The organism is Saccharibacillus sacchari DSM 19268 (genome assembly GCF_000585395.1).
In the GTDB taxonomy this organism is placed as follows: domain Bacteria; phylum Bacillota; class Bacilli; order Paenibacillales; family Paenibacillaceae; genus Saccharibacillus; species Saccharibacillus sacchari.
Map to the genome: position 1 here is coordinate 2,151,030 of NZ_KK073875.1, position 20,185 is coordinate 2,171,214.

Annotated in this window: 15 protein-coding genes; 7 read left to right on the top strand and 8 right to left on the bottom strand. The window is 57.7% G+C overall.

Annotated features, from left to right (window positions below):
• Positions 1-624 (top strand): hypothetical protein (locus SACSAC_RS09200; protein WP_169833765.1); only part of this gene is annotated, 624 nt, incomplete at its 5' end.
• A 196-nt stretch (positions 625-820) separates the two neighbouring features.
• On the opposite strand, the gene SACSAC_RS09205 is transcribed toward SACSAC_RS09200, so the two are convergent.
• The 4 genes from SACSAC_RS09205 to SACSAC_RS09220 form a co-directional block, all read right to left on the bottom strand.
• A complete protein-coding gene (locus SACSAC_RS09205) occupies positions 821-3,370 on the bottom strand; it encodes an MMPL family transporter (RefSeq protein WP_037285518.1) in 2,550 nt (849 codons plus the stop codon).
• A 13-nt stretch (positions 3,371-3,383) separates the two neighbouring features.
• Complete coding sequence (locus SACSAC_RS09210) at positions 3,384-4,016, bottom strand: TetR/AcrR family transcriptional regulator (protein ID WP_037285519.1); 633 nt, start codon at positions 4,014-4,016, stop codon at positions 3,384-3,386.
• 203 nt (positions 4,017-4,219) lie between these two features.
• A complete protein-coding gene (gene brnQ, locus SACSAC_RS09215) occupies positions 4,220-5,632 on the bottom strand; it encodes a branched-chain amino acid transport system II carrier protein (RefSeq protein ID WP_037285520.1) in 1,413 nt (470 codons plus the stop codon).
• Between the two features lie 138 nt (positions 5,633-5,770).
• Positions 5,771-6,439, bottom strand: a complete 669-nt coding sequence (locus SACSAC_RS09220; RefSeq protein WP_037285526.1) for a GntR family transcriptional regulator — start codon at positions 6,437-6,439, stop codon at positions 5,771-5,773.
• A 493-nt stretch (positions 6,440-6,932) separates the two neighbouring features.
• Between SACSAC_RS09220 and SACSAC_RS27005 the strand changes: the two genes are divergently transcribed.
• The 3 genes from SACSAC_RS27005 (at position 6,933) to SACSAC_RS09240 (ending at position 12,790) form a co-directional block, all read left to right on the top strand.
• On the top strand, positions 6,933-8,666 hold the full coding sequence (locus tag SACSAC_RS27005) for a hypothetical protein (protein ID WP_051507006.1): 1,734 nt from the start codon (positions 6,933-6,935) through the stop codon (positions 8,664-8,666).
• Positions 8,663-11,863, top strand: coding sequence for a DEAD/DEAH box helicase (locus SACSAC_RS09235; RefSeq protein ID WP_037285528.1), 3,201 nt, complete (start codon positions 8,663-8,665; stop codon positions 11,861-11,863). The genes SACSAC_RS27005 and SACSAC_RS09235 overlap by 4 nt, the downstream gene beginning before the upstream one ends.
• Before the next feature lie 486 nt (positions 11,864-12,349).
• Positions 12,350-12,790: a GNAT family N-acetyltransferase gene (locus tag SACSAC_RS09240; RefSeq protein ID WP_037285529.1), complete on the top strand. Its 441-nt coding sequence runs from the start codon at positions 12,350-12,352 to the stop codon at positions 12,788-12,790.
• A 136-nt stretch (positions 12,791-12,926) separates the two neighbouring features.
• On the opposite strand, the gene SACSAC_RS09245 is transcribed toward SACSAC_RS09240, so the two are convergent.
• The 4 genes from SACSAC_RS09245 to SACSAC_RS27010 all read right to left on the bottom strand — a co-directional run bounded on the left by SACSAC_RS09245 (position 12,927) and on the right by SACSAC_RS27010 (position 17,949).
• Entirely contained in the window at positions 12,927-13,763 is an 837-nt protein-coding gene (locus tag SACSAC_RS09245) for an endonuclease/exonuclease/phosphatase family protein (protein WP_037285531.1), read from the bottom strand.
• Between the two features lie 263 nt (positions 13,764-14,026).
• A complete protein-coding gene (locus SACSAC_RS09250; RefSeq protein WP_037285532.1) occupies positions 14,027-14,476 on the bottom strand; it encodes an Lrp/AsnC family transcriptional regulator in 450 nt (149 codons plus the stop codon).
• 58 nt (positions 14,477-14,534) lie between these two features.
• The gene (locus SACSAC_RS09255; RefSeq protein ID WP_037285533.1) at positions 14,535-15,239 is read right to left on the bottom strand and encodes a response regulator; all 705 of its coding nucleotides are present in this window, start codon (positions 15,237-15,239) and stop codon (positions 14,535-14,537) included.
• On the bottom strand, positions 15,229-17,949 hold the full coding sequence (locus SACSAC_RS27010) for an ATP-binding protein (RefSeq protein ID WP_051507007.1): 2,721 nt from the start codon (positions 17,947-17,949) through the stop codon (positions 15,229-15,231). Before SACSAC_RS27010 ends, SACSAC_RS09255 begins: the two co-directional genes overlap by 11 nt.
• Positions 17,950-18,310: 361 nt before the next feature.
• On the opposite strand from SACSAC_RS27010, the gene SACSAC_RS27970 reads away from it, so the two are divergent.
• From SACSAC_RS27970 to kdpA, 3 genes are read left to right on the top strand one after another with little or no spacing between them, the layout of a single operon-like run.
• Positions 18,311-18,418, top strand: coding sequence for a hypothetical protein (locus tag SACSAC_RS27970; protein WP_156950980.1), 108 nt, complete (start codon positions 18,311-18,313; stop codon positions 18,416-18,418).
• The gene (kdpF, locus tag SACSAC_RS28770; protein ID WP_084777988.1) at positions 18,415-18,495 is read left to right on the top strand and encodes a K(+)-transporting ATPase subunit F; all 81 of its coding nucleotides are present in this window, start codon (positions 18,415-18,417) and stop codon (positions 18,493-18,495) included. Before SACSAC_RS27970 ends, kdpF begins: the two co-directional genes overlap by 4 nt.
• 28 nt (positions 18,496-18,523) lie before the next feature.
• On the top strand, positions 18,524-20,185 hold the full coding sequence (kdpA, locus tag SACSAC_RS09265) for a potassium-transporting ATPase subunit KdpA (protein ID WP_037292512.1): 1,662 nt from the start codon (positions 18,524-18,526) through the stop codon (positions 20,183-20,185).

Sequence of the window (20,185 nt, forward strand, 5' to 3'; positions counted from 1 at the left end):
ATTGTGACGAAAGAAGCGCCTGAGCCTCAAAGAATCGAGAACCTCGATCGGCAGCAGATTGACAACCTGCCCGTAACCATGATCGTGTCAGCTCAAACGTCTGTACCAGAAAGTCTCCCGACGCCGGTAATTCCGGCAAGAAAGCTGCCTGATGCTTCCGTCACTTCCGTCGCTTCCATCATCTCGGCTGATCCAGCAGCTAAGGAAAGTGTTCCGACGGAATCAGAAGTATCCGCAATCACGACTCCAATTATCCCCAATCCGGTCCGGCCGGTCGGAATTACGGACCCTTACATGGTGGCTTCTATCAAAACGGCGGTAAAATTTCCAGAAACTCCGGTTGCTCCGGTTGTCGAAATACCGCAAGCTTCAATTCCAAAAAAAGTTCTTATAAACGCAACTATCAAAAATCCTACGCCCAAACCGGTGCTTGCGACTATGGTACAGCACGTTCGACATAAACCTGCCATTTCGCCTCAAGGCTTTATGAGAGCGGCAGTCCACCATTCTCTCCCCGATCGCCTACCCAAAACCAGCGAAGCTTCGCCAGCTTCTCTATATATGCTCGGCATACTGTTAATCGCGCTCGGGTCTAGAATAGGTAAGTCGGTTAATATAAAATAAAAGTGAAATAGTGCATATTTCGCTTTTTTTCATAACAGTCTACACTCTCCTTATACAGGAAAAGTGTAGACTGTTTCGTTAACCGATACTTTAATTAATTAGGGTCCATACATAAACTCATGCTTTTCTGCATACAAAAAAGCACCCGGTTCATCACCGGGTGCTTTCGTTTGCGATTTTTTTACGTGAACAATGCTTAACGCCCTCTCGCAGCCTCGGCCGCTTCCTGCGCCTTCAACTCTTCGATCAGCTTATCCCCTTCGACATCCAGGTTCGGCAAGATGCGATCCAGCCATTTCGGCAGCGACCAGGCTTTGTCGCCGAACAGCGACATAACGGCCGGAACAAGCGTCATGCGGATCACGAACGCGTCGATCAGGATGCCGATCGCCAGCGCGAAGCCGATCTGCTTGATCATGATGTCGTGCGTGAAGATGAAGCCCGCGAATACGGCGACCATGATGACCGCCGCCGCCAGTACGACGCGGCTGGCTTGGCCGTACCCATGGATCACGCTGTCGTTGCCGCGGTGTCCGTGCACGTAGGATTCGCGCATGGACGATACAAGGAACACCTGATAGTCCATCGCCAGGCCGTACAGGATGCCCGTAACCATGATCGGCATGAAGCTCAGGATTGGACCCGCCGTATCGAACGCGAACAGGTCATGCAGCCAGCCCCATTGGAACACGGCCGTCGTCAGGCCGAACGTCGCCAGGATACTGAGCAGGAAGCCGACCGTCGCCTTGATCGGCACGACGATCGAGCGGAATACCAGCAGCAGGATGATCAGCGACAGCACCACGATGATGCCGACGTAGATCGGGAATACTTCCGCCAGCTTCGCCGACATGTCGATATTGACCGCCGTAACGCCGGTAACGCCCAACTTGACGCCGTTGTCGGCGGACAATGCGGCATTTTCGTCGCGCAGCGTCGTCACCAGATCTTTCGTCGCTTCGTCGTTCGGACCCGTTTTCGGAATGACGCTGAACAGCGCCAGCTTGCCGTTCTCGCTGATGCCCAGAGGAGAAGCGACGGAGACGTTATCCACCTGCTGGATACCCTGCGTCAGCGCGCCTAACGTCTGCGGCGTTACGTCCTCGCCGTTTGCCGATTCGGCGACGATCAGCAGCGTGCCGTTGAAGCCTTCGCCGAAGCTTTTCGAGATGGCATCATAACTTTGACGCTTGGCGGTATCCAGATCGGCCGAAGCCGCCGAAGGAATCGCAAGATCCATTTTCAAAGCCGGAATTGCCGCGACGCCGAGCACGACGACGATTAGCAGGATTACCGGCCAACGGAATTTGATCACGCCGTGAATCCAACGTGCTTTGGACTGTTTTTGCGCGCGGGAAGCTTGGTTTGCCGCTTCTTTGTCGCGTGCTTTGCGGGAGCAGATGCGCTCGCCGATCAGGCCGAGCAGCGCCGGCAGCAGCGTGAGCGCGATCAGCACGTTCAGCAGGACCGTCACCGAAGCGACCAGAGCCATCGTGCTGAGGAATCCGATTCCGATCACGAGCAGGCCGCATAGAGCGATAATCACGGTCAGACCCGCGAAGAACACGGCGCTGCCCGCGGTTCCGATCGAACGGCTGGCCGCTTCTTTGGCACTCAGTCCTTGATCGAAGATCAGGCGGCGTTGACGGTTGATAATGAACAGCGCGTAATCGATGCCGACCGCCAGGCCGACCATCAAGGCCAGTACCGGCGTGATCGAACTCATGCTTAAGTAAGTCGAGAGCGCGTACGCGCCGCCGACCCCGATGCCGACGCCGAACAGCGCGACAACCAGCGGCAGACCCGCGCTGACTACGGAGCCGAGCGTCATGATCAGAACGATCACGGCAACGACCAGGCCGTAGACTTCATTCGTGCCGATCGGAATATCGAGCGGCAGCAGCGATTCGCTCGGAAGCGCTTGAAGACCGGTTTCGTTTGCTACGCCTTCAACCGTGCTGATGACCGATTCTTTGACTTCGTCGGAGATCGCGGATTGCTGTACGGTAAATTGGAATTGGAACAACGCCGCGCTGCCGTCGTTGGCGATCGTTACGCCGATCACCGGCATGCCGTCGACGACAAGCTGCGTGTAAGGCGGCAGTTCCATCGAACCCGCTGCACCCTGCTGAGCAGCAGCGTCCGCCCCTGCGGCCGGATCGGTTCCGGCTGCGCCTTCCTGTGCCGCGCCCGCTCCTTGCTGGGCATCGGCATCACTTCCGGTAGCGCCGGGCTGAGCCATCTCGGCTCCCTGCTGGGCGTCCGCGTCGGTTCCGGCCTGCGTATCGTTGCCGGCTGCGCCTTCGGCCCCCTGCTGCGTCGCGGCATCGGCTCCTTGAGCCGCTCCGGCGGACGTATCGCCCATGCCCGCTGCTCCTTGAGCAGCCTGTGCTTGAGCCATCGCCTGCGCGGCCAATTCAGGCGCATTCAACACTTGGTCGAGGCCGTATACTTCATTAACGGCTTCCTGAATCGCCGCGAGACGTTCGGGCGTATTCAGGCTTTCGCCCTCGGGGGCGACGAATACGACGCTGCCCTGTCCGCCGGAAGCTTCCGGCTGAACTTCGGCCAACTGGTCGAGCACCTTTTGCGACTCCGTGCCTTCCAGCTTCATTTCCGAGCTGACGCTGACTCCGTTAATGCCGAGCATCGAGATGACAAGCGCCAGAACGACAATCCATCCCCCAATAAACAACCAAGGTTTGCTGTATGCCGACTTGCCTAATCTGTAGAGAAATTTAGACACTTATTTTCGCTCCTCAAAATCCGTTTTTCAAATATCCGAACGTCATATCCAAAAATTCATCGAACGTCATCGCATCCGCTTCTTTCCGAGGTTCTTCTCCCGGAAGCTGAACCTGAATCTCTCCTTCAAGCACCGACAAGACGGCTCCGAATACGGCTCCTGCCAAAATATGCGGATAACCTTGCGCGTAGCGATCGCCGCACACCCGCTGCAACTCGATCTGAGCCGCCGCTTGAAGACGATGCAGGACGTTCAGCACATAAGGTTCCAACGTCGGGTACGACTTGGAAAGCCCGACCAGCTCGCGCAGCTTGCGCAGCAAATTGGCCGTAAAGTTCATGCGCAGCCACTGATACAACGCTTCGACGGGCGAGCCTTCCGCCGGAAGCGAATCCACTTCGCGCAGAACTTCTTCCCGCTGCTGATCCCCATTGACGCTGCTCAACGAAACGACCGCCATCGCGACCGCTTCTTCTTTGCATGAAAAATGGTTGGCGAACGTTCTCCGCGAATAATGCGCACGCTGCACTACATCCTCGATCGTAAAGCCGTCCAATCCTTTTTCCAACGCCAGTTCAAAAGAAGTCCGCGCCAAAACGTGCCAGGTTTCTTCCTTTTTCAGATCCCGTAGGCTTTGCTTGGTCATCTTCCTCCTCCTTTCCCTATCAAGCTCTTTCATTCATTTACTGAAACATCTGAAAATGACTATAACACTTCATTGCCCATTGTGCAACGTTTCCCATTGGGAATGGATTGAATTTTATATTTTGCGCTTTAAATAACACAAAAAAACCGGAATCCCGACAAATGTCGGTCCCGGTTTGATCGATATTCCAAGCATTTTTCGAGTCAGTCGCCAGCCGTCGATCCTTTATCCGCGTTGACCCGCGTCGTCGTTTTCGAAGCAGAGTCGGACGAGGTTTCGCGCGCGGTCAGTCCTTCCGGTTTACCGGTAAACTTGGCTACGAGCAATCCGCCGACCCCGCCGACAATCGCAGGAAGCAGCCAACCCAGACCTACGCTGTACAGCGGCAAAATTTCGGCAAACACATGCTCGACCGCCGTCAGTTCGATCCCCGCCGCTTTGATTCCGTCGAACAAACTCACCAGGAAGGTCAGCAGCATCACGCCTTGATACACTTCTTTTCTGCCTTTGAACAGCGGGTGCAGGAACGTCAGGATCACCAGCGCAATGACCAACGGATAGAGCATCATCAGGACGGGCACGGAGACTTTGATCAGCCCGTTCAGACCGATGTTGGCCACGAGCGCGCTGAACGCCGCCAATACGACCGCGATCTTTTTATAAGACAGCTTCGGGAACAGTCCGTGGAAAAAAGTCGAGCAAGACGTAATCAGTCCGACGCAGGTCGTCATGCAGGCTACCGTGATCATCAAGCCGAGCAACACGGAGCCGTAAGCGCCGAAGTAATGCGACGATACCGCGGCCAGCACGTCGGCGCCGTTGCCGAGCACGCCCAGCTTGCCGACGCTCGATGCGCCCATGTAGGCCAGCGACGTATAGATGAAGGCCAGCAGCACAGCGGCGATCAGAATCGCTTTGGCGCAGGCGCTCATCAGAGCCCCGCGTCCTTCTACGCCCCGGTCTTTCAACGCGCCGACGATGATGATCCCGAAGATGACCGCAGCCAGCGCGTCCAGCGTAAGATATCCTTCCTGGAATCCTTTGAAAAAGGCGTTCGCCGCGTAGCTCGCATCCGGTGCTTCGAATTTCGCGATCGGATAGATCAACGCAGCGGCGACAAGCACCCCGATAAAGGTCAGCTTAAGCGGCGTCAGCACCCGACCCACGACGTCGATGATCCGCGTCGGATTCAGCGACAGCAAGCAGGCGATGCCGAAAAAGATAATCGTGAAGATCGCCAGCGCCAGATGATGCGAATCGGCGGCGGGCAGCAGCGGCTTGACGCCGATCTCGAACGAGACGCTACCGGTTCTCGGCATGGCGAAGAACGGACCGATCGCCAGGTAAAGCACAACGGTGAAAATAAGTCCGAACGTCGGGTTGACGCGATTGGACATCCCCCGCAGATCGCGTTCGCCCGAGAATACGAAGGAAGCGACGGCGATCAGCGGCAGACCGACCCCGGTTACGAGGAAGCCCGCGTTGGCGGACCAGACGTTCGATCCGGCCATCTGGCCGAGCATCGGCGGGAAGATCAGGTTGCCTGCTCCGAAGAACAGGGCGAACAGCATGGCACCGAGTATGATGACGAACGACAAAGGCGCTTTTTTCGACATAATGATAAATCCTCCAGTTGTAAAACCCGATGCGTAGGCTGAGTGCGATGAATGCAGTCGACATACCAGGGAATCTAAGTGTGGCGGGCGACGCCTTCGCGTACACGCCCTAATGCGATAAAGGTAACAGGCAAGCGATTAACGAGTCGATTCGGACTTCGCATGATAAATGTCGACGGCGCGCAGCCAATTTCGACGGGAAATCAGTCTCGCTTCCTCGCTGTCGCCTCGTTCGAAAGCCTGAAGCAGCAATTCGTGATCCTCGATCGAATCCTGCGTCAGAATGATCGAGTTATGGAAAAACAAACGGCGAACATGCGCCTGGAACATGGAGAGGGTATTGGAAATGTACGAATTCTCCGTCAGTTCGACGATCGCGCCGTGAAATTCTTCATCAAGTTTCAGCGCATAGGCGGTGTCGCCTTTGCTTAATGCTTCGCCGAACTCGGCATTGAGCCGACGCAGCTCTTCGATCTGCTCGGGTACGATCGTCGTAGCCACAAGCTCGGAAGCCAATGATTGCAAAGCGGCAAGCGGCGGCAGAATCTTGGTGATGTCTTCTCCGTCCACCTCGGTCACCTGCGTGGACACGCCCGGATTCATCTCGACGAAGCCTTCGGCGTTCAGGAGTTGAAGCGCTTCGCGGACCGGCGTACGGCTTACTCCGAGCGCGCCCGCAAGCTCCGCATCGTTTAACTTTTCCCCCGGCCTCAACGTTCCGTCGATGATCCATTCCTGCAATTGCTGGAAGGCGCGCTGTTTCGCCGAGAGTCGGTTGGGTGTGGAAAATCCTGCTGGAATCGGCATAACGTCCTCCTTCAAATCTAGGGCGTGTCTTAAAACTCCGATGAAAGCAGATTTTGCCGAATTTTTGTGTTCAGCAAGGAACTTTTTCGAAGTCGTGCCGGGGCACGTCAAGAAACAGTGACGCCGCGGAGCGCGAAAAGGCGGTAAAATCTGTACATCGTTGAGTTTTAAGACACGACCTAACATTGTCATGACAAGATTCGTTCATTATAGACCTTCAAAAACCTTCATGCAATATATTGCATACGTTTTCGGAAAAATTTTATATCCGCGTCAGGCGTACATGGTGTTCGGAATCGTTTTCGAGAACCTTGATTCTACGTCCTCCGCTGGCAGAAGCGTCCGCGGTATAGCGCTTATATTCCGGGATGCGCTTTTCGACGGCAAAAAATCGCGTGCGCTGGCCGGGTACAGACGTTCGCTTATGCGTGTTATAATAGGCGGACATTGCAATCACTGCCCTTACGGGAGAAGAACGGGAGACGATAACGGAATGGACGGAAATATAGCATTCACCGACGAACAATGGAATACGCTCGTGCAGGGAGTCGCGGAAGCTTATGACGACCTGACGTTGAAAAAAGGCTTTATGCTCGAACGGATCGGGAGCATTCAGCAGTTGTCCCTGACCGAAGAGCGGCGGCTCGAAGCCGAGGTCAAAGATAACGACGGCATCCGCCGTGTCGAGCTGGCGTTGGACTTTCCCGCCGGAGGCAGCTGCGACTGCACGGACCGGAAGCCCTGCCGCCACCAGGCCGCTGCCCTGATGAAGCTGGCCCGGCTGTACGGGCGCCCGGTCTCTGCGCTGGCCAATGCGAGCGCCGCGGCCGCCGCTTCCGCCAAAGCCGCTGATCCCTCGAAAGAAGGTTTACCCGCGTTGGGAAAAGCAGCACGCAGGCAGACCGATTCCGCCTCGCCGCCAAATTCGACCTCGGATTCCGCGGCGGGTTCCGATGCGGGACACCCGACCGATCGCTCGGCAAGCCGCGCCGCCACCGAGGAAGAACAAGCCAAAGAAGCCAGCATCGAGCAAGCGTCGGTGCTCGCCGCTTCCGGCATTTCCGCTTGGCATCGTCGCTTCGAACAAGCGGCTGCGGCATTGGCCGGACGTACCCGCAATCCGAAGTTCGCGGAGCTGACACTAGCCAAAATTTTCGAAGAACTGCCGCCTTTTCGCCCGGGAATCGAGCAGTTGTATCGCTTGAATGCGCATCTGTTCGTTTTAAAAACAATGATCGCGTCCTCGACCGGATATTACGCGCATCTGGCTGTATCCGACACGGCCGCCGCGATGAAGGAATGTCTCACCGCACCGCTGACCGATCGAGATGATGCCCAGGTCAAGGAACGCTTGAGCGAGACGGTCGGGCTGACGCGGCGGCAGATGCTGACCGAAGACCGCGAACAAAGCGCTTTTTCGCAGGCTTATTATTCGCTGCTTCATCACTGGGCCGCTCCTTCGCAAGAAACAAGTCCGGCAGAACGCGACGACGTCTACGAGTCCGAGCTTCAATATTTAATGGATGAAGAGCGCGAGCTCGGACGTTCCTTGAACCGGCAGGCCTGGCTCGGAGCCAACGCCTGGAGCCGCTTCTGCCTGAAGCAGGACGAGAAAGCCGAAACCCTGCTGAACGAAGCGGCGGACAAACCTTATTTTTCGCTCAAAAAACTGCCCGACTTCCTTTCTACGCTCGAAGAAAACGGAGAATGGGATCGGCTGCTCGTCTGGTTGGAGACGTTCGGCCCTTTATTGGAACGCGCGCGTGCCGGCCTGACCGATTACGGACGATTATGGGACGAGATGCTGGCACAGCGGCCCGAGGCCGAAGAGATCATGTGGAAAACGCTCGGCGGCATGCTGCCGTACGCGTCGGACTTTTACGAAGCCAAGCTGCTGGAACGGGAACGTTGGGACGATTGGATGGACTTTCAACTGGCGACGGGCGCCGAGCCTTCCAACTTCAAAGTAACGGACCTCGCGCCGATCGAAAAAAACGCGCCCGAACTGCTGCTGCCTTTTTACCATCAGGCGGTCGAGCGGTTCGTGGAGCAGCGCAACCGCGACGGCTACAAGCGTGCGGCGAAACTGCTCAAGCGGCTGGAGAAATTATATAAAAAAACGAAGCGCGAAGAGCGTTGGGACGTGTTTATGGCGGGTTTTAACGCTAGGTACGGACGGCTGCGCGCGCTTCAAGAAGAATTGAAGAAAGGAAAGCTGATGCTATGAACGCAGTGATGGAGACCGTTACGGTGCATGCCGTGCTCAGCGAGTACGGCGACGCCCTGATTTACGGAACGAAGCCGACGTACGGCGCGGTGCCGGGATTGTATTTCAAGCAGTTGTTGTTCGCGCGGCACGAAGAGTCTTTTTACGGGACGGATCTTGAGATTCAAAACAGCGGCGATATGGAGCTTGTGCTGCTGCCCGCGGAAATGGTGCTGTCGTTTTTCGCGGATCAACCGTTGTTGAAGTCGATCGACTGGAGCTTCGAGGGCGATGCCGAGCTGCTGGCGCGCCATGCTCCGGCACTCGCGGCCAGCATCGCCAAGCGGGCGTTCAAACCGGACTTCGGCGCTTACCGCTCGGGCAAGCTGCAATGGAAATGGGATCGGCACGCGCTGAAAGAGCGTCAGTATGCTTCGGTGCTGGCGGCGCTGGATCGCGGCAAGCTTCAAGCGGCGAACGCGGAAGCCGAAGCGCAGGATGCGCGTAAAAAGCAGAGCAACGAAGAAGCGTACGAGGAAGCCATGTTCGGCGGGCGGGAAGAAGACGAGGTTACGGCGGAAGAGACGTTTCTGACCGGGCTGCGCGCGGCGTATTCGGCAGCCGTGTTCCAGCGCCGTTACGGCACCGAACATGCGGCGCTCGACCTGCGGCGCGAGCATCCGCGACTGTTCGACCGCGGCGCGTCGGCGGCCGGTCTGGACGAGGACGCATGGCTGGTGGCGGTCGGCTGGCGCGAAGATTCCATGCCGTTCCGTCCGGTCGTGCGCTTCCTGGAGCCGGATGAGGACAGCGCGGATTGGCGGTTGGAACTGGCTTTGCAGGATAAAAAAGACGAGACGTCGCTGTCTCCGATCACGCTGTCGGATACGGGCGTCGCGGCGGGAAAATGGCCTGCGGCCTGGGAAAAGCATGTGCGCGAACGCAGCGCGGAATGGCTCAAAAGCCTGCGTACCGGACTGCCGACTTCGCGCGTGGCGGCGGGGACGGATATTTTGGGACGCGGCATGAGCGGACCTGCCGCTTGGCAATTTCTGACGAAAGACAGCCCGAGGTTGTTGGATAACGGTTGGCGCGTGCTGCTGCCGGCTTGGTGGCAGGCCGCGAGCAAAAAGAAACCCAAGCTCAAAGCGCGGGTCAACGAAGAAGAAGGCGACGGCAAGAAGGGCGGCAAGTCCGTGTTCGGCCTCGATTCCGTGCTCAACTTCGATTGGCGCATCGCGATCGGCGACACGGAGTTCAGCGAAGAAGAATATATGGAGCTTGCGGCGCGCAACGAGCGGCTGGTGCAATTCCGCGGCGAATGGGTCGCGCTCGATCCGGCTTTGCTGACGCAGATCAGCCGGGCGATGAACGGATTGGACAAACGCAGCGGCTTGTCGTTCCAGGACATTATTCAGCTTCAATTGTTGAAAAAAGAAGAACAGGAAGGCGAGGACGAAGATCACGCCAAAGCAGAACTTCAGGCGCGGCTGGAGATCGAAGTGCAGCTCAGCGGCCATCTGTCCGCGCTGATCGACCAGCTCGGCCAAAAAGAAGCTTGGCCGGAGGTCAAGATCCCGCGCGGCCTGCGCGCCGATCTGCGCAATTACCAGCGCGAAGGCTTCGGCTGGCTGGCGTTCCTGCGCCGCTTGGGGCTTGGCGCCTGCCTGGCCGACGATATGGGCCTCGGCAAAACCGTGCAGCTCATCTCGTATCTGCTGCACGTCAAAGAAAGCCGCGCCGAAGCGTTCGCGGCCGGACAGCCGCTGCGCGGCGGCGATCCCGGCCGCTATGCTTCCGGCTCCGGCGGCGCGGCGAATCCCGCCGCGCCGGGCGGCTTGCCGGCCGCTCCCGCATGGCTGCCCAAGGACGACGGCATCATCCGTCCCGGTTCCTATCCGCTGGAGGCTTCCCTGATCATCTGCCCGACTTCGTTGCTCGGCAACTGGCAGAAGGAAATCGCGCGCTTCGCGCCCGACCTCCGCGTCATGCTGCACTACGGCGGCAACCGGCGAACCGGCGAAGCGTTCGCCGCCGCGGCCTCGGACGCCGACGTCGTGCTGACGTCCTATGCCACGTCCGCACTCGACCAAGACCTGCTGCGCGGCTTCGACTGGCTGACCATCTGCCTCGACGAAGCGCAAACGATCAAAAACGCGCAGACCAAGCAGTCCACCGCGATCCGCAGTTTCAAAGCGCTGCACAAGATCGCGCTGACCGGCACGCCGATCGAAAACCGCTTGGCCGAGCTGTGGTCGATCTACGACTTTATGGTCCCCGGCTATCTCGGCGGACCGAAGTCGTTCCAGGAACGCTTCGCGAACCCGATCGAAAAAGAACAAAGCGAAGACAAAATCGTCGAGCTGCAAAAGCTGGTCAAACCGTTCATGCTGCGCCGCAAAAAGAAAGATCCGAACATCCAGCTGGACCTGCCGGAAAAGAACGAAATGAAAACCTACATCCATCTCACGCCGGAACAAAGCGTCCTGTACGAACAGGTCGTCAAGCAGCTGCTCAAAGAAATGCCGCAGCTTGAAGGCATGAAGCGCAAAGGCGCGATCCTGTCGGCGCTGACGCAGCTCAAGCGGCTGTGCGACCATCCGGCGCTGACCGCCGGCGCCGACGGCGCGGTCGATCCGGACGAAGCGCCGGATCTCGATACGCTGATCGAGCAATCGGCCAAGCTGTCGCGGCTCGTCGCAATGGTCAAAGAGCTGCGCGCCGAAGGCGAGCGCTGCCTGATCTTCACCCAGTACATCGGCATGGGCGAAATGATGCAGCGCGTGCTGAGCGAAGAACTCGGCGAGAACGTGCTGTACCTCAACGGCAGCACGCCGCGAACGGTGCGCGAGCGCATGATCGAGCAGTTCCAGGAGAAAGAGCAGCCGGCCGGCGAGACGACCGCCGTGTTCATTCTCTCGCTCAAAGCAGGCGGCGTCGGCTTGAACCTGACGGCAGCCAACCACGTTTTCCACGTGGACCGCTGGTGGAACCCGGCCGTCGAGAACCAGGCGACCGACCGGGCGTACCGGATGGGTCAGACCAAAGACGTCCAGGTGCATAAATTCATCTCGATCGGCACGCTGGAAGAGCGGATCGACGATATGCTGGAAAGCAAACAGCAGCTCAGCGACAGCGTCATCGCGGGTTCGGAAGGCTGGATCACCGAGCTGTCGGACAGCGCGCTGCGCGATCTGTTTACGTTGCGGCAAGGCTGATCGGAGCATCACGTACGCGGTACCGAGCGCAGCAGCGACCTTTTCGACAACATCGGAGTTCACTCCCGTCGCTGTCCGTCGCTGTCCGTCGCTGTCCGTCGCTGTCCGTCGCTGTCGCAAATGTTGACGTTTTGATCATATTTTTGCTATAAAAAGACGCCTTGGAGTAAAATGTGTGCATTTCGTCAAGATTTTCGCTCCAAATTCGCCCCGAATGCTGATTTCAGACAAAAATGTGTGCATTTCGTCAGCATTTTTTCGAAAGCGGCCAAAATCAAGCCAAAATGTGCGCATTCAGTCAACATTTTTTGCGCCTGCGTCATCGTTCTATGAGCAGAACTGTTTGCAGTCGATTCTGTATCTGCGCCAAGGGCCAAGTTGCTTGATGCCCGACTATCCCGTGCCGCAAGCGGCAAGGCAAAATCATGTATGCCGTTCCATTCTACTTTTTACACCAACATTACTGCACACGCGAAGGAGACCCACATGACCGATCACGCACAACGCTCCGAACCGATTCTTGCCCACGAAATCCCGCAGCCGGAGGAATATATCGAACTGCGCGTCGCGGCAGGCATGAGCCCGCGCACGCTCGAAGCCGCGCAAAATGGCCTGCCGAACTCGCTGTTTTGCGTGACGTTGCGCGAAGAAGGCCGCCTCGTCGGCATGGGACGCGTGCTCGGAGACGGAGGCTGCGCCTACCTGATTTCCGATATCGTCGTCCATCCTTCGATGCATCGTCGCGGTCTCGGCAAGCGAATCATGATCGAGATCGAAACGTACCTGGACGCCAACGTCCCTCCCCGCTCGTTCGTCAGCCTGATCGCCGATACTCCTGCGGACGCGCTGTATCGGCACTTCGGATTTATCGATACGGCTCCGGCTTCGATCGGCATGTATCGCCCGAGTCCTCCGCGCCAGTCTTGAGCTTTTTTCAAAATCGGCCTGCAAAAAGCAATGCGCGCTTGAAGGCCAACGTTCGCCCAACGCCGAAAAGACCTCGTTCTCCGCTCTCCTGCGGATTTCGAGGTCTTTTTCATATTCAAATTCACTTGCTACCCGACTACACTTCCGCCGCAACTCCGAAATGATCGGATACGACCGGGCCGTTTTTACCGTCCAATACGACCTCCGACTTCTTCGCCGTGATCGGGCTACCGGACAGAATATAGTCGATCCGCAGAGGCCGCTTGTTATCCTCCCAGCCGCCGATCGCTTTGAGCACCGTCGAGCCTTCATCTTTTTCCAACGCGGACGTATACAGATCGCACCAACCATGCTCCATGACATAGTCATAGCCTTCGCCGCGAATCTGTGCCACATTGTTCAAATCGCCCAGCAGGAACAACTTCTCGCCTGCATCGCGCAGAGGCTTAAGCAGGGCTTCCGCCCGATCCCACTGCGGACGGAACGGCTCTTCCTCGTCATGCCACCAGCCGCAATGCGCGCTGCATAGCCAGATCGGCTCCGTATGAGGTCCGCCAAGGGTCGTCTTCACCCCGAGCAAACGTCGCGTCTTGTAGTTCAGGTAGTCGCGAAGACCCGAGACATAACCGTATACGGTATCCGTAATCGGCTCGCGCGTCAGCACGGCTACTCCTTCGTCGTAACGACCGTGGTAAGCGCCGTGCGTCGGCAGCCAGGTCCAATAATAAGGCGCGTCCAATTGTTCGAGCAGAAGCAGCGCGTAATTATCGGCACGAATGACGACGCCCGGCTCTGCCTCGACGTATTGCGTCAAACGTTCCGCTCCGGCCGCTTCGGCCGTCGCCAACTGATTCACTTCTTGCAGCGCAATGCCGTCGAAGCCTCTTTCGTTGATAAAGTCCGCCAATTGCGCGATCTTCTTCTCCTGCTCTTCTTCATGCCAAGCATGCGTGTTCAGTGTTAGCAACTTCATGATGATCACCCGTATCCTTGAATTTCCGCTAGCGTTGACCGTTGACAAGGTACCAGCGAATCGATAGCTTCAGTGTAACATACCCCCAAAAAACGACGCATGAAAGCAGGCAAAAGAAAAGCCGAAGCCGGCTCTTTCGAGCCAAGCTTCGACTTTCCGTTTCGTCCGCTCCGCCTGAAAACAGGCAAGCGACATAGCAAGCATGCTTTCGAGTTCTTCTTGTCGGTTGATCGAGGCTGTTCCCCGCAGATCCGGAGCGTCGTTTACTTCATCGCTTCTTCCGGCGGCAAAATCGGCCGATTCGCCACAGGCGAAGCTAACACGACAGACGTCTGCACATTGCCAAAATCCATCAGGCGGTCGACCAGCTCCCGCAGTCCTTGAGTTCCCGCAACGGTCGCCTGCAAGAAGTGACTCGCAGTTCCCGTTACACGATGACATTCAACGATATCGGATTCCCCCTGTGCCCATTCTTCGAACTGCTTCGGCGTGACCCGAAGATCCGAAACCTGGATGACAAGCCGGGTATCCCGCCCGACCGCCTGTGGAGAGACGCGAGCCGTATAGCCCTCGATCACTCCCCGCTCTTCTAGCCGGTGAAGCCTTTCCGCTACGCTGGGACGGCTAAGCGCCAATTCCTGCGACAGCGAAGTAACATTCATACGAGCGTTTTGTTGCAGCAAACTGAGAATCTTTACATCCAAAGCGTCCAAATCCCCATCACCCTATTCCGCTTTGCCATATTAAACGTTGAAACGTTTCTTAATTATATCATTCTTGAGCAAGGAAGCGGTATCCGACTCCAGGTTCGGTTACGATCAGGCGCGGCTGGGAAGGATCTTCCTCCAACTTTTTGCGCAGATGGCCGATGTAGATCCGCAAGTAATGGCTATCTCCTTCGTCATGCTGGTTTCCCCACACCTGCTGAAGCAGCTGGCGCTGCGTCACAACCTTACCCGCGTTGGACGCCAAAGCCTTGAGCAGATCGTATTCCGTCGGCGTCAGCTTGATCCGCTCCCCGCCGGATTCGACGATGCGCTGAGCGAGATCGATGGTCAGCGTTCCGCTGCGAATGACCGGCTCCTCTGCCGATTTGGCCGTATGGCGCAAAGCTACGCGGATACGCGCCACCAACTCCCCCATGCCAAACGGCTTGGTTACATAATCGTCCGCTCCTGCGTCCAGGGCAGCAATTTTGTCTTCTTCCCGATCCTTCGCCGTGAGCACAATGACAGGGATGCCCGACCAGTCCCGAATACGCTCCAATACTTCCATCCCTGTCAGATCCGGCAGACCCAGGTCCAATACGATCAGATCGGGATGAACCATGGAAGCTTGCAGCACGCCTTCTTGTCCCGTCTCCGCCTCATGTACGGAATAGCCGTGCGCGGCCAGCGTGACTTTTAACAGCTTCCGAATTTGCGGTTCGTCATCCACAACCAAAATCCGCGCTCCCGCCGTCGTTTCATTCGCCATCTGTTTTCCCCTTTTCCTCGTACGCTTCCTTTACGTCTTGCGACTTCCTGCTTGTATCGGATACCGACAGCTCAGGAAGCGGCAACGAAATCAGGACGATCGCCCCATCTTTTCCGTCCGTTCGGGATGCGGCCGATATCTCTCCGCCATGCAGGTCCACGATGCCTTTGCAGATCGCCAGACCCAGTCCCGTACCGGATACGTGCCGGGTCGAGTTGGATCGGTAGAACTTTTCGAATACGCGCTGCTCTTCGCCCGATGGCAGACCCGGCCCTTCATCCGAAATGCTCAGTACCAGCCGATTCCCGGTTGCCCGCGCTGCAATGCCGATCTCGCTGCCGTCCGGACTGTATTTGATCGCATTGCCCAGCACATTGCCCAATACCTGCTCCAGCAGCACCTCGTCCCCGCGCACCATCGGCAGATCATCCGGCAGATCCACGGTAATCTTGCGGCGACCGCGAATATCCCGGATCTGCGCCAATGATACACCGATGAGATCCTGAATATCGCACCATTCCCGCCGCAATTGCAGCATGCCGCTCTCCAGCCTCACCATGCCGAGCAGATTCTGCACCAGGCGGCTCATGCGCATGGCCCCGCTGCGAATCGTCTCGAGCAACTCCATCCGGTCCTGCTTGGAAAAAAGTTCGTCATTCTCGATCAATCCGGTTGCCGATCCGATCACCGCAGCCAGCGGCGTGCGCAGCTCGTGCGACACCGAATCGAGAATGGCCGACCGCAGGCGTTCCGATTCGGCAGTCAGATGCGCCAGCTTGGCCTCCTCGGCCAGCTTGAAGCGCGCAATGGCCGCAGCAGCCAAGCCGCACAACGCCGCAAGCAGGCGCTGCTGTTCGTCCGTGAGCGTCTTTTTGGGCGGATGTTCGCCTTGAGCCAAACGAACCACCAATACTCCGTAAGTTCGATCTTCTGTCCGAAGCGGCAGATAACGTCCCGGCAGCTCGCGCAGCGTATGCGAACCTTGTCCGGCTTCCTCGCCTTCTTCGTAAACCATGCGCACCACAACTTCCTCTTCCCGCACGCGCTCGCCGCTGTCAATCGCTTCCGCCGAAGAGACATGCACGCGGCGAAGCGCACCGGATTCGTCCGGCAAATAGACCGCCGTCTCGGCACCGATCGTTTGCGACAATTGCTTGGTCACGCCGTCGAGCAGGGAAGACACATCCGATACGGCGCCGATCTGCTGACTGAATGCGTACAGCGAGGCGGTATGAGCTTCGCGCTGATGCGCCTGTACGGCCTGACGCTTAAGCCTCTCGGCCATACTTGCGGTCAGACCCGCTACCGATAGATAAACGCCGAACGAAATGAGATAACGCAAATCCGAGACCGTGAAGCTCAACTGCGGTGCAACGAAGAAAAAGTCAAGCGCCAACACGCCGATCCCCGCCGCGAAAAGAGCCGGGCCGAGTCCGCCGTATACGGCGCTGAGCAGAACCGGGAACAAGTAGATCAACGCGATATTCACGATCTCCAGCTCGTCCGCGTACCGGCTCATGACAAGCGTCAACACGACGGTCAGCAGCGTGATGAGTCCATACGCGGACCACCGCGGCAGCGCTCTCGACTTCAGGCTGGCGCTCGAATGATGCCGCACGCTCCGATCTGGCAGCGAATCCCGGGTCTGTCCGCTATTAGGCACGACCCGTATATGAACGTCCCGACTCGCCCGGACTAACTTCTCGGCCAACGTGGCGCCCCGGCGCATACCGAAACGCGGACGAATACTTTCACCGACGAGAAGCTGCCTCACATGATGCTGCTCCGCGAAGCGCAATAGCTCGCCGGCCACATCCGTTCCCTCGATCACGCTGACCTGCGCGCCCAGTTCTTTGGCCAATCGCAAATTCCGTTCGGGTTCTCCCTGCCTCTGAACGCCGGTGCCGATAGCGCCTTCCGGAACACGCACATAGACCGCGAACCAGCCTGTTTTAAGCGCCGCCGCCGTTCGTCTTCCGATCCGAAGCAGCTCCTCCGTGGAAGGCGCCGGCCCGATCGCCACCATGACCTTTTCCGCAACCGGCCAGGGACCGGCGATTCCTCCTCCTGCTGTGCGTCGGCCGTGCAAATAATCGTCGAGATGGCTGTCCGTGCGCTCGGCGGCATATCGGAACAGCATTTCACGCATCGCGGATAACGCGCCGACTTCCGACGGACTTTGTCCGCTGCGGCGGATCATCTCCTCCGGCGGGGCATCGGCGATGCGCAGCGTATCGGCTTGCTCGACGAAAGCATCCGGAACGGTCTCCGGCAGCGCTTGCCCGAGTATCCGGCTTGCCAGTGCGTTCAAACTCTCCACATGTCCCACATTCAGCGCCGCATACACGTCGATTCCGTTCAACAGCAACGCTTCGACATCCATATATCGTTTGCTGCGCAGCGTTTGCGGCGAATTCCGGGCTTCCAGCCGATCCACGACCACGAGTCCGGGCTTCGTCTCCATCAGCTGCTCGACGTCCAACTCGCCGCCGCGCTCCGGCGCTCCGGGAAGCCCCGAACCTTTGAGCAGTGCCAGCGTATCGGGATATCTAGCTTCTGCTCCGGATACCGCGCAGCACACCGCCGTCCCTGCCGCCGCCTCGCGAATCGCCGCGCGGAGCATGGCCTGAGTCTTGCCCGCGCCGGGCGCGGCTCCCATAAACAACGTCAATTTGCCTTTACGCAGTCCGTTTCTCTCCAAGTCGCTCACTTACGCTCTCCTGCCCGGCCGACGGCCCTGATTTCATTCCGTGTTTTCAGTATAAATCACCAGGAGCGGCAATAGCTAAATCCACGCCTGCAAAACCGCATAAAAAAGGTATAAAGATCTGCTATAAAGGCGTAAAAATAGCGTAAAAATCAATAAAATCGAGAGAAAAAGAGCGTATACGGGAATAAACGGAACAATATAGATCTCCAAATTTCAAAAACGATCAAAAAAGAACAAAAATCATCTTTTTTCGCATTTATCTTGTTTTACACCTTTCCGCTTCGGGACTAAGATACGTCACATGAATCGCGAAGCTTGGACATGTCGCGGTATCCCATCCCAAAGTCAAAGGAAGGTTAACATGACCGATATTTTAATGCTCGGCTTGATCGCATTGATGACGCTGGCGGTGCTGGGGCTGTCGCTTTGGTCCGGCAGCGTCGTCAAGGAAGGACGTGACGACCGATGATCGCAGTGCTTGCCGGCGTCGTCGCCTTATTGTTTTTGTATCTCTGCTACGCCCTGATCAACCCGGAAAAGTTCTAGTACAAATGGAGGGAATTTCGTGACCACAATCAGTATCCTCGCAATAGTCGTCACCCTGCTGATCGTCGTGCTTCTGGCGAAGCCGGTCGGCCTGTACCTGGCGGCGGCGTTCGATTACGCGCCGAACCGGCTGAACCGGATTTACGGTCCGGTCGAACGGATCATTTATAAAATCAGCGGCATCCGCGAAGACAATCAAAGTTGGAAAATGTACGCGGCGTCGCTGATCGGCAGTAACGCCGTCATGATCTTGATCGTGTACCTGGTGCTCCGTTTTCAAGGCATGCTGCCGCTCAATCCGGCGGGGATCGCCAACATGGAGCCGTCGCTCGCTTTTAACACCGCAATCAGCTTCATGGCCAACACCGACTTGCAGCATTACAGCGGCGAAAGCGGCGTCTCGTACCTGTCGCAAGCCAGCGTGCTGGTGTTCGCGATGTTCGTGTCGCCCGCGACCGGCCTCGCGCTCGTCATGGCGTTCATTCGCGGCCTGACGGGCAAAGCGGCGGGCAACTTTTTCGTCGACCTGATCCGCGGCCTGACCCGCGTCCTGCTGCCGGTCGCGTTCGTCTCGGCGCTGCTGTTCGTGTTTATGGGCGTTCCGCAAACGTTCGAGCCGGCTGCGACCGCAACCACGCTAGAAGGCGCGCAGCAGACCATCGCCCGCGGACCGATCGCTTCGTTTCTTGCGATCAAAGAAGTCGGCAATAACGGCGGCGGCTTCCTCGGCGTCAACTCGGCGCATCCGTTCGAGAATCCGAGCGGCTTGAGCAATCTGCTGCAAATCCTGCTCATGATGTTAGTGACCTCGGCGCTGCCTTTTGCTTACGGCAAAATGGCCGGTTCGATCAAGCAAGGCCGCGTGCTGTTCGTGTCCATGCTGATGATGCTCATCATCATGACGACCCTCTCGCTCACTGCGGAAAGCGCGGGCAACCCGGCGCTGAACAATCTCGGCATCCAGCATGAGCAAGGTTCGATGGAAGGCAAGGAAGTCCGCTTTGGCGAAGCGCAGTCGGCCTTCTACTCCGTGATTACAACAGCCGCCGAGACGGGCGCGGTCAACACGATGCACGATACGCTGACCCCGATCGGCGGCATGGTCCCGCTGGCGAACATGATGCTCAATACCGTGTTTGGCGGCATGGGCGTAGGCTTTGTCAACGTTCTGATGTACGCGATCATCGCCGTGTTCCTGTCCGGTCTGATGGTCGGACGCACGCCGGAATTCCTCGGACGCAAGATCGAAGGCAAAGAAATGAAGCTGATCGCCGTCACGCTGCTTGTCCAGCCGTTCCTGATTCTCGTTCCGACCGCGATCGCGCTGGCGACGAATCCGGAAACGATCTCCAATCCCGGGTTTCACGGACTCACTCAAGCGCTGTACGAGTTCACGTCGGCCGCGGCCAACAACGGCTCCGGGTTCGAAGGGTTGGGCGACGCGACGACGTTCTGGAACGTCTCGACCGGCATCGTCATGTTCCTCGGCCGCTACATCTCGATGGTAACGCTGCTTGCCGTGGCCGGTTCGCTCGCCGCCAAAAAGCCGATCCCGGAATCGTCCGGCACGTTCCGCACCGATACGGCGATGTTCGGCGCGGTATTCGTCGGCATCGTGCTGATCGTCGGCGCGCTGACGTTCTTCCCGGCGCTGGTGCTGGGCCCGATCGCGGAACAACTGACCTTATAA

What these genes read in the sequence shown, in the direction of transcription:
- SACSAC_RS09210 (WP_037285519.1), bottom strand. Translation starts at nt 4,016, where the DNA reads ATGACCAAGCAAAGCCTACGGGATCTGAAAAAGGAAGAAACCTGGCAC.
- brnQ (WP_037285520.1), bottom strand. Translation starts at nt 5,632, where the DNA reads ATGTCGAAAAAAGCGCCTTTGTCGTTCGTCATCATACTCGGTGCCATG.
- SACSAC_RS09220 (WP_037285526.1), bottom strand. Translation starts at nt 6,439, where the DNA reads ATGCCGATTCCAGCAGGATTTTCCACACCCAACCGACTCTCGGCGAAA.
- SACSAC_RS27005 (WP_051507006.1), top strand. Translation starts at nt 6,933, where the DNA reads ATGGACGGAAATATAGCATTCACCGACGAACAATGGAATACGCTCGTG.
- SACSAC_RS09235 (WP_037285528.1), top strand. Translation starts at nt 8,663, where the DNA reads ATGAACGCAGTGATGGAGACCGTTACGGTGCATGCCGTGCTCAGCGAG.
- SACSAC_RS09240 (WP_037285529.1), top strand. Translation starts at nt 12,350, where the DNA reads ATGACCGATCACGCACAACGCTCCGAACCGATTCTTGCCCACGAAATC.
- SACSAC_RS09245 (WP_037285531.1), bottom strand. Translation starts at nt 13,763, where the DNA reads ATGAAGTTGCTAACACTGAACACGCATGCTTGGCATGAAGAAGAGCAG.
- SACSAC_RS09255 (WP_037285533.1), bottom strand. Translation starts at nt 15,239, where the DNA reads ATGGCGAATGAAACGACGGCGGGAGCGCGGATTTTGGTTGTGGATGAC.
- SACSAC_RS27970 (WP_156950980.1), top strand. Translation starts at nt 18,311, where the DNA reads ATGACCGATATTTTAATGCTCGGCTTGATCGCATTGATGACGCTGGCG.
- kdpF (WP_084777988.1), top strand. Translation starts at nt 18,415, where the DNA reads ATGATCGCAGTGCTTGCCGGCGTCGTCGCCTTATTGTTTTTGTATCTC.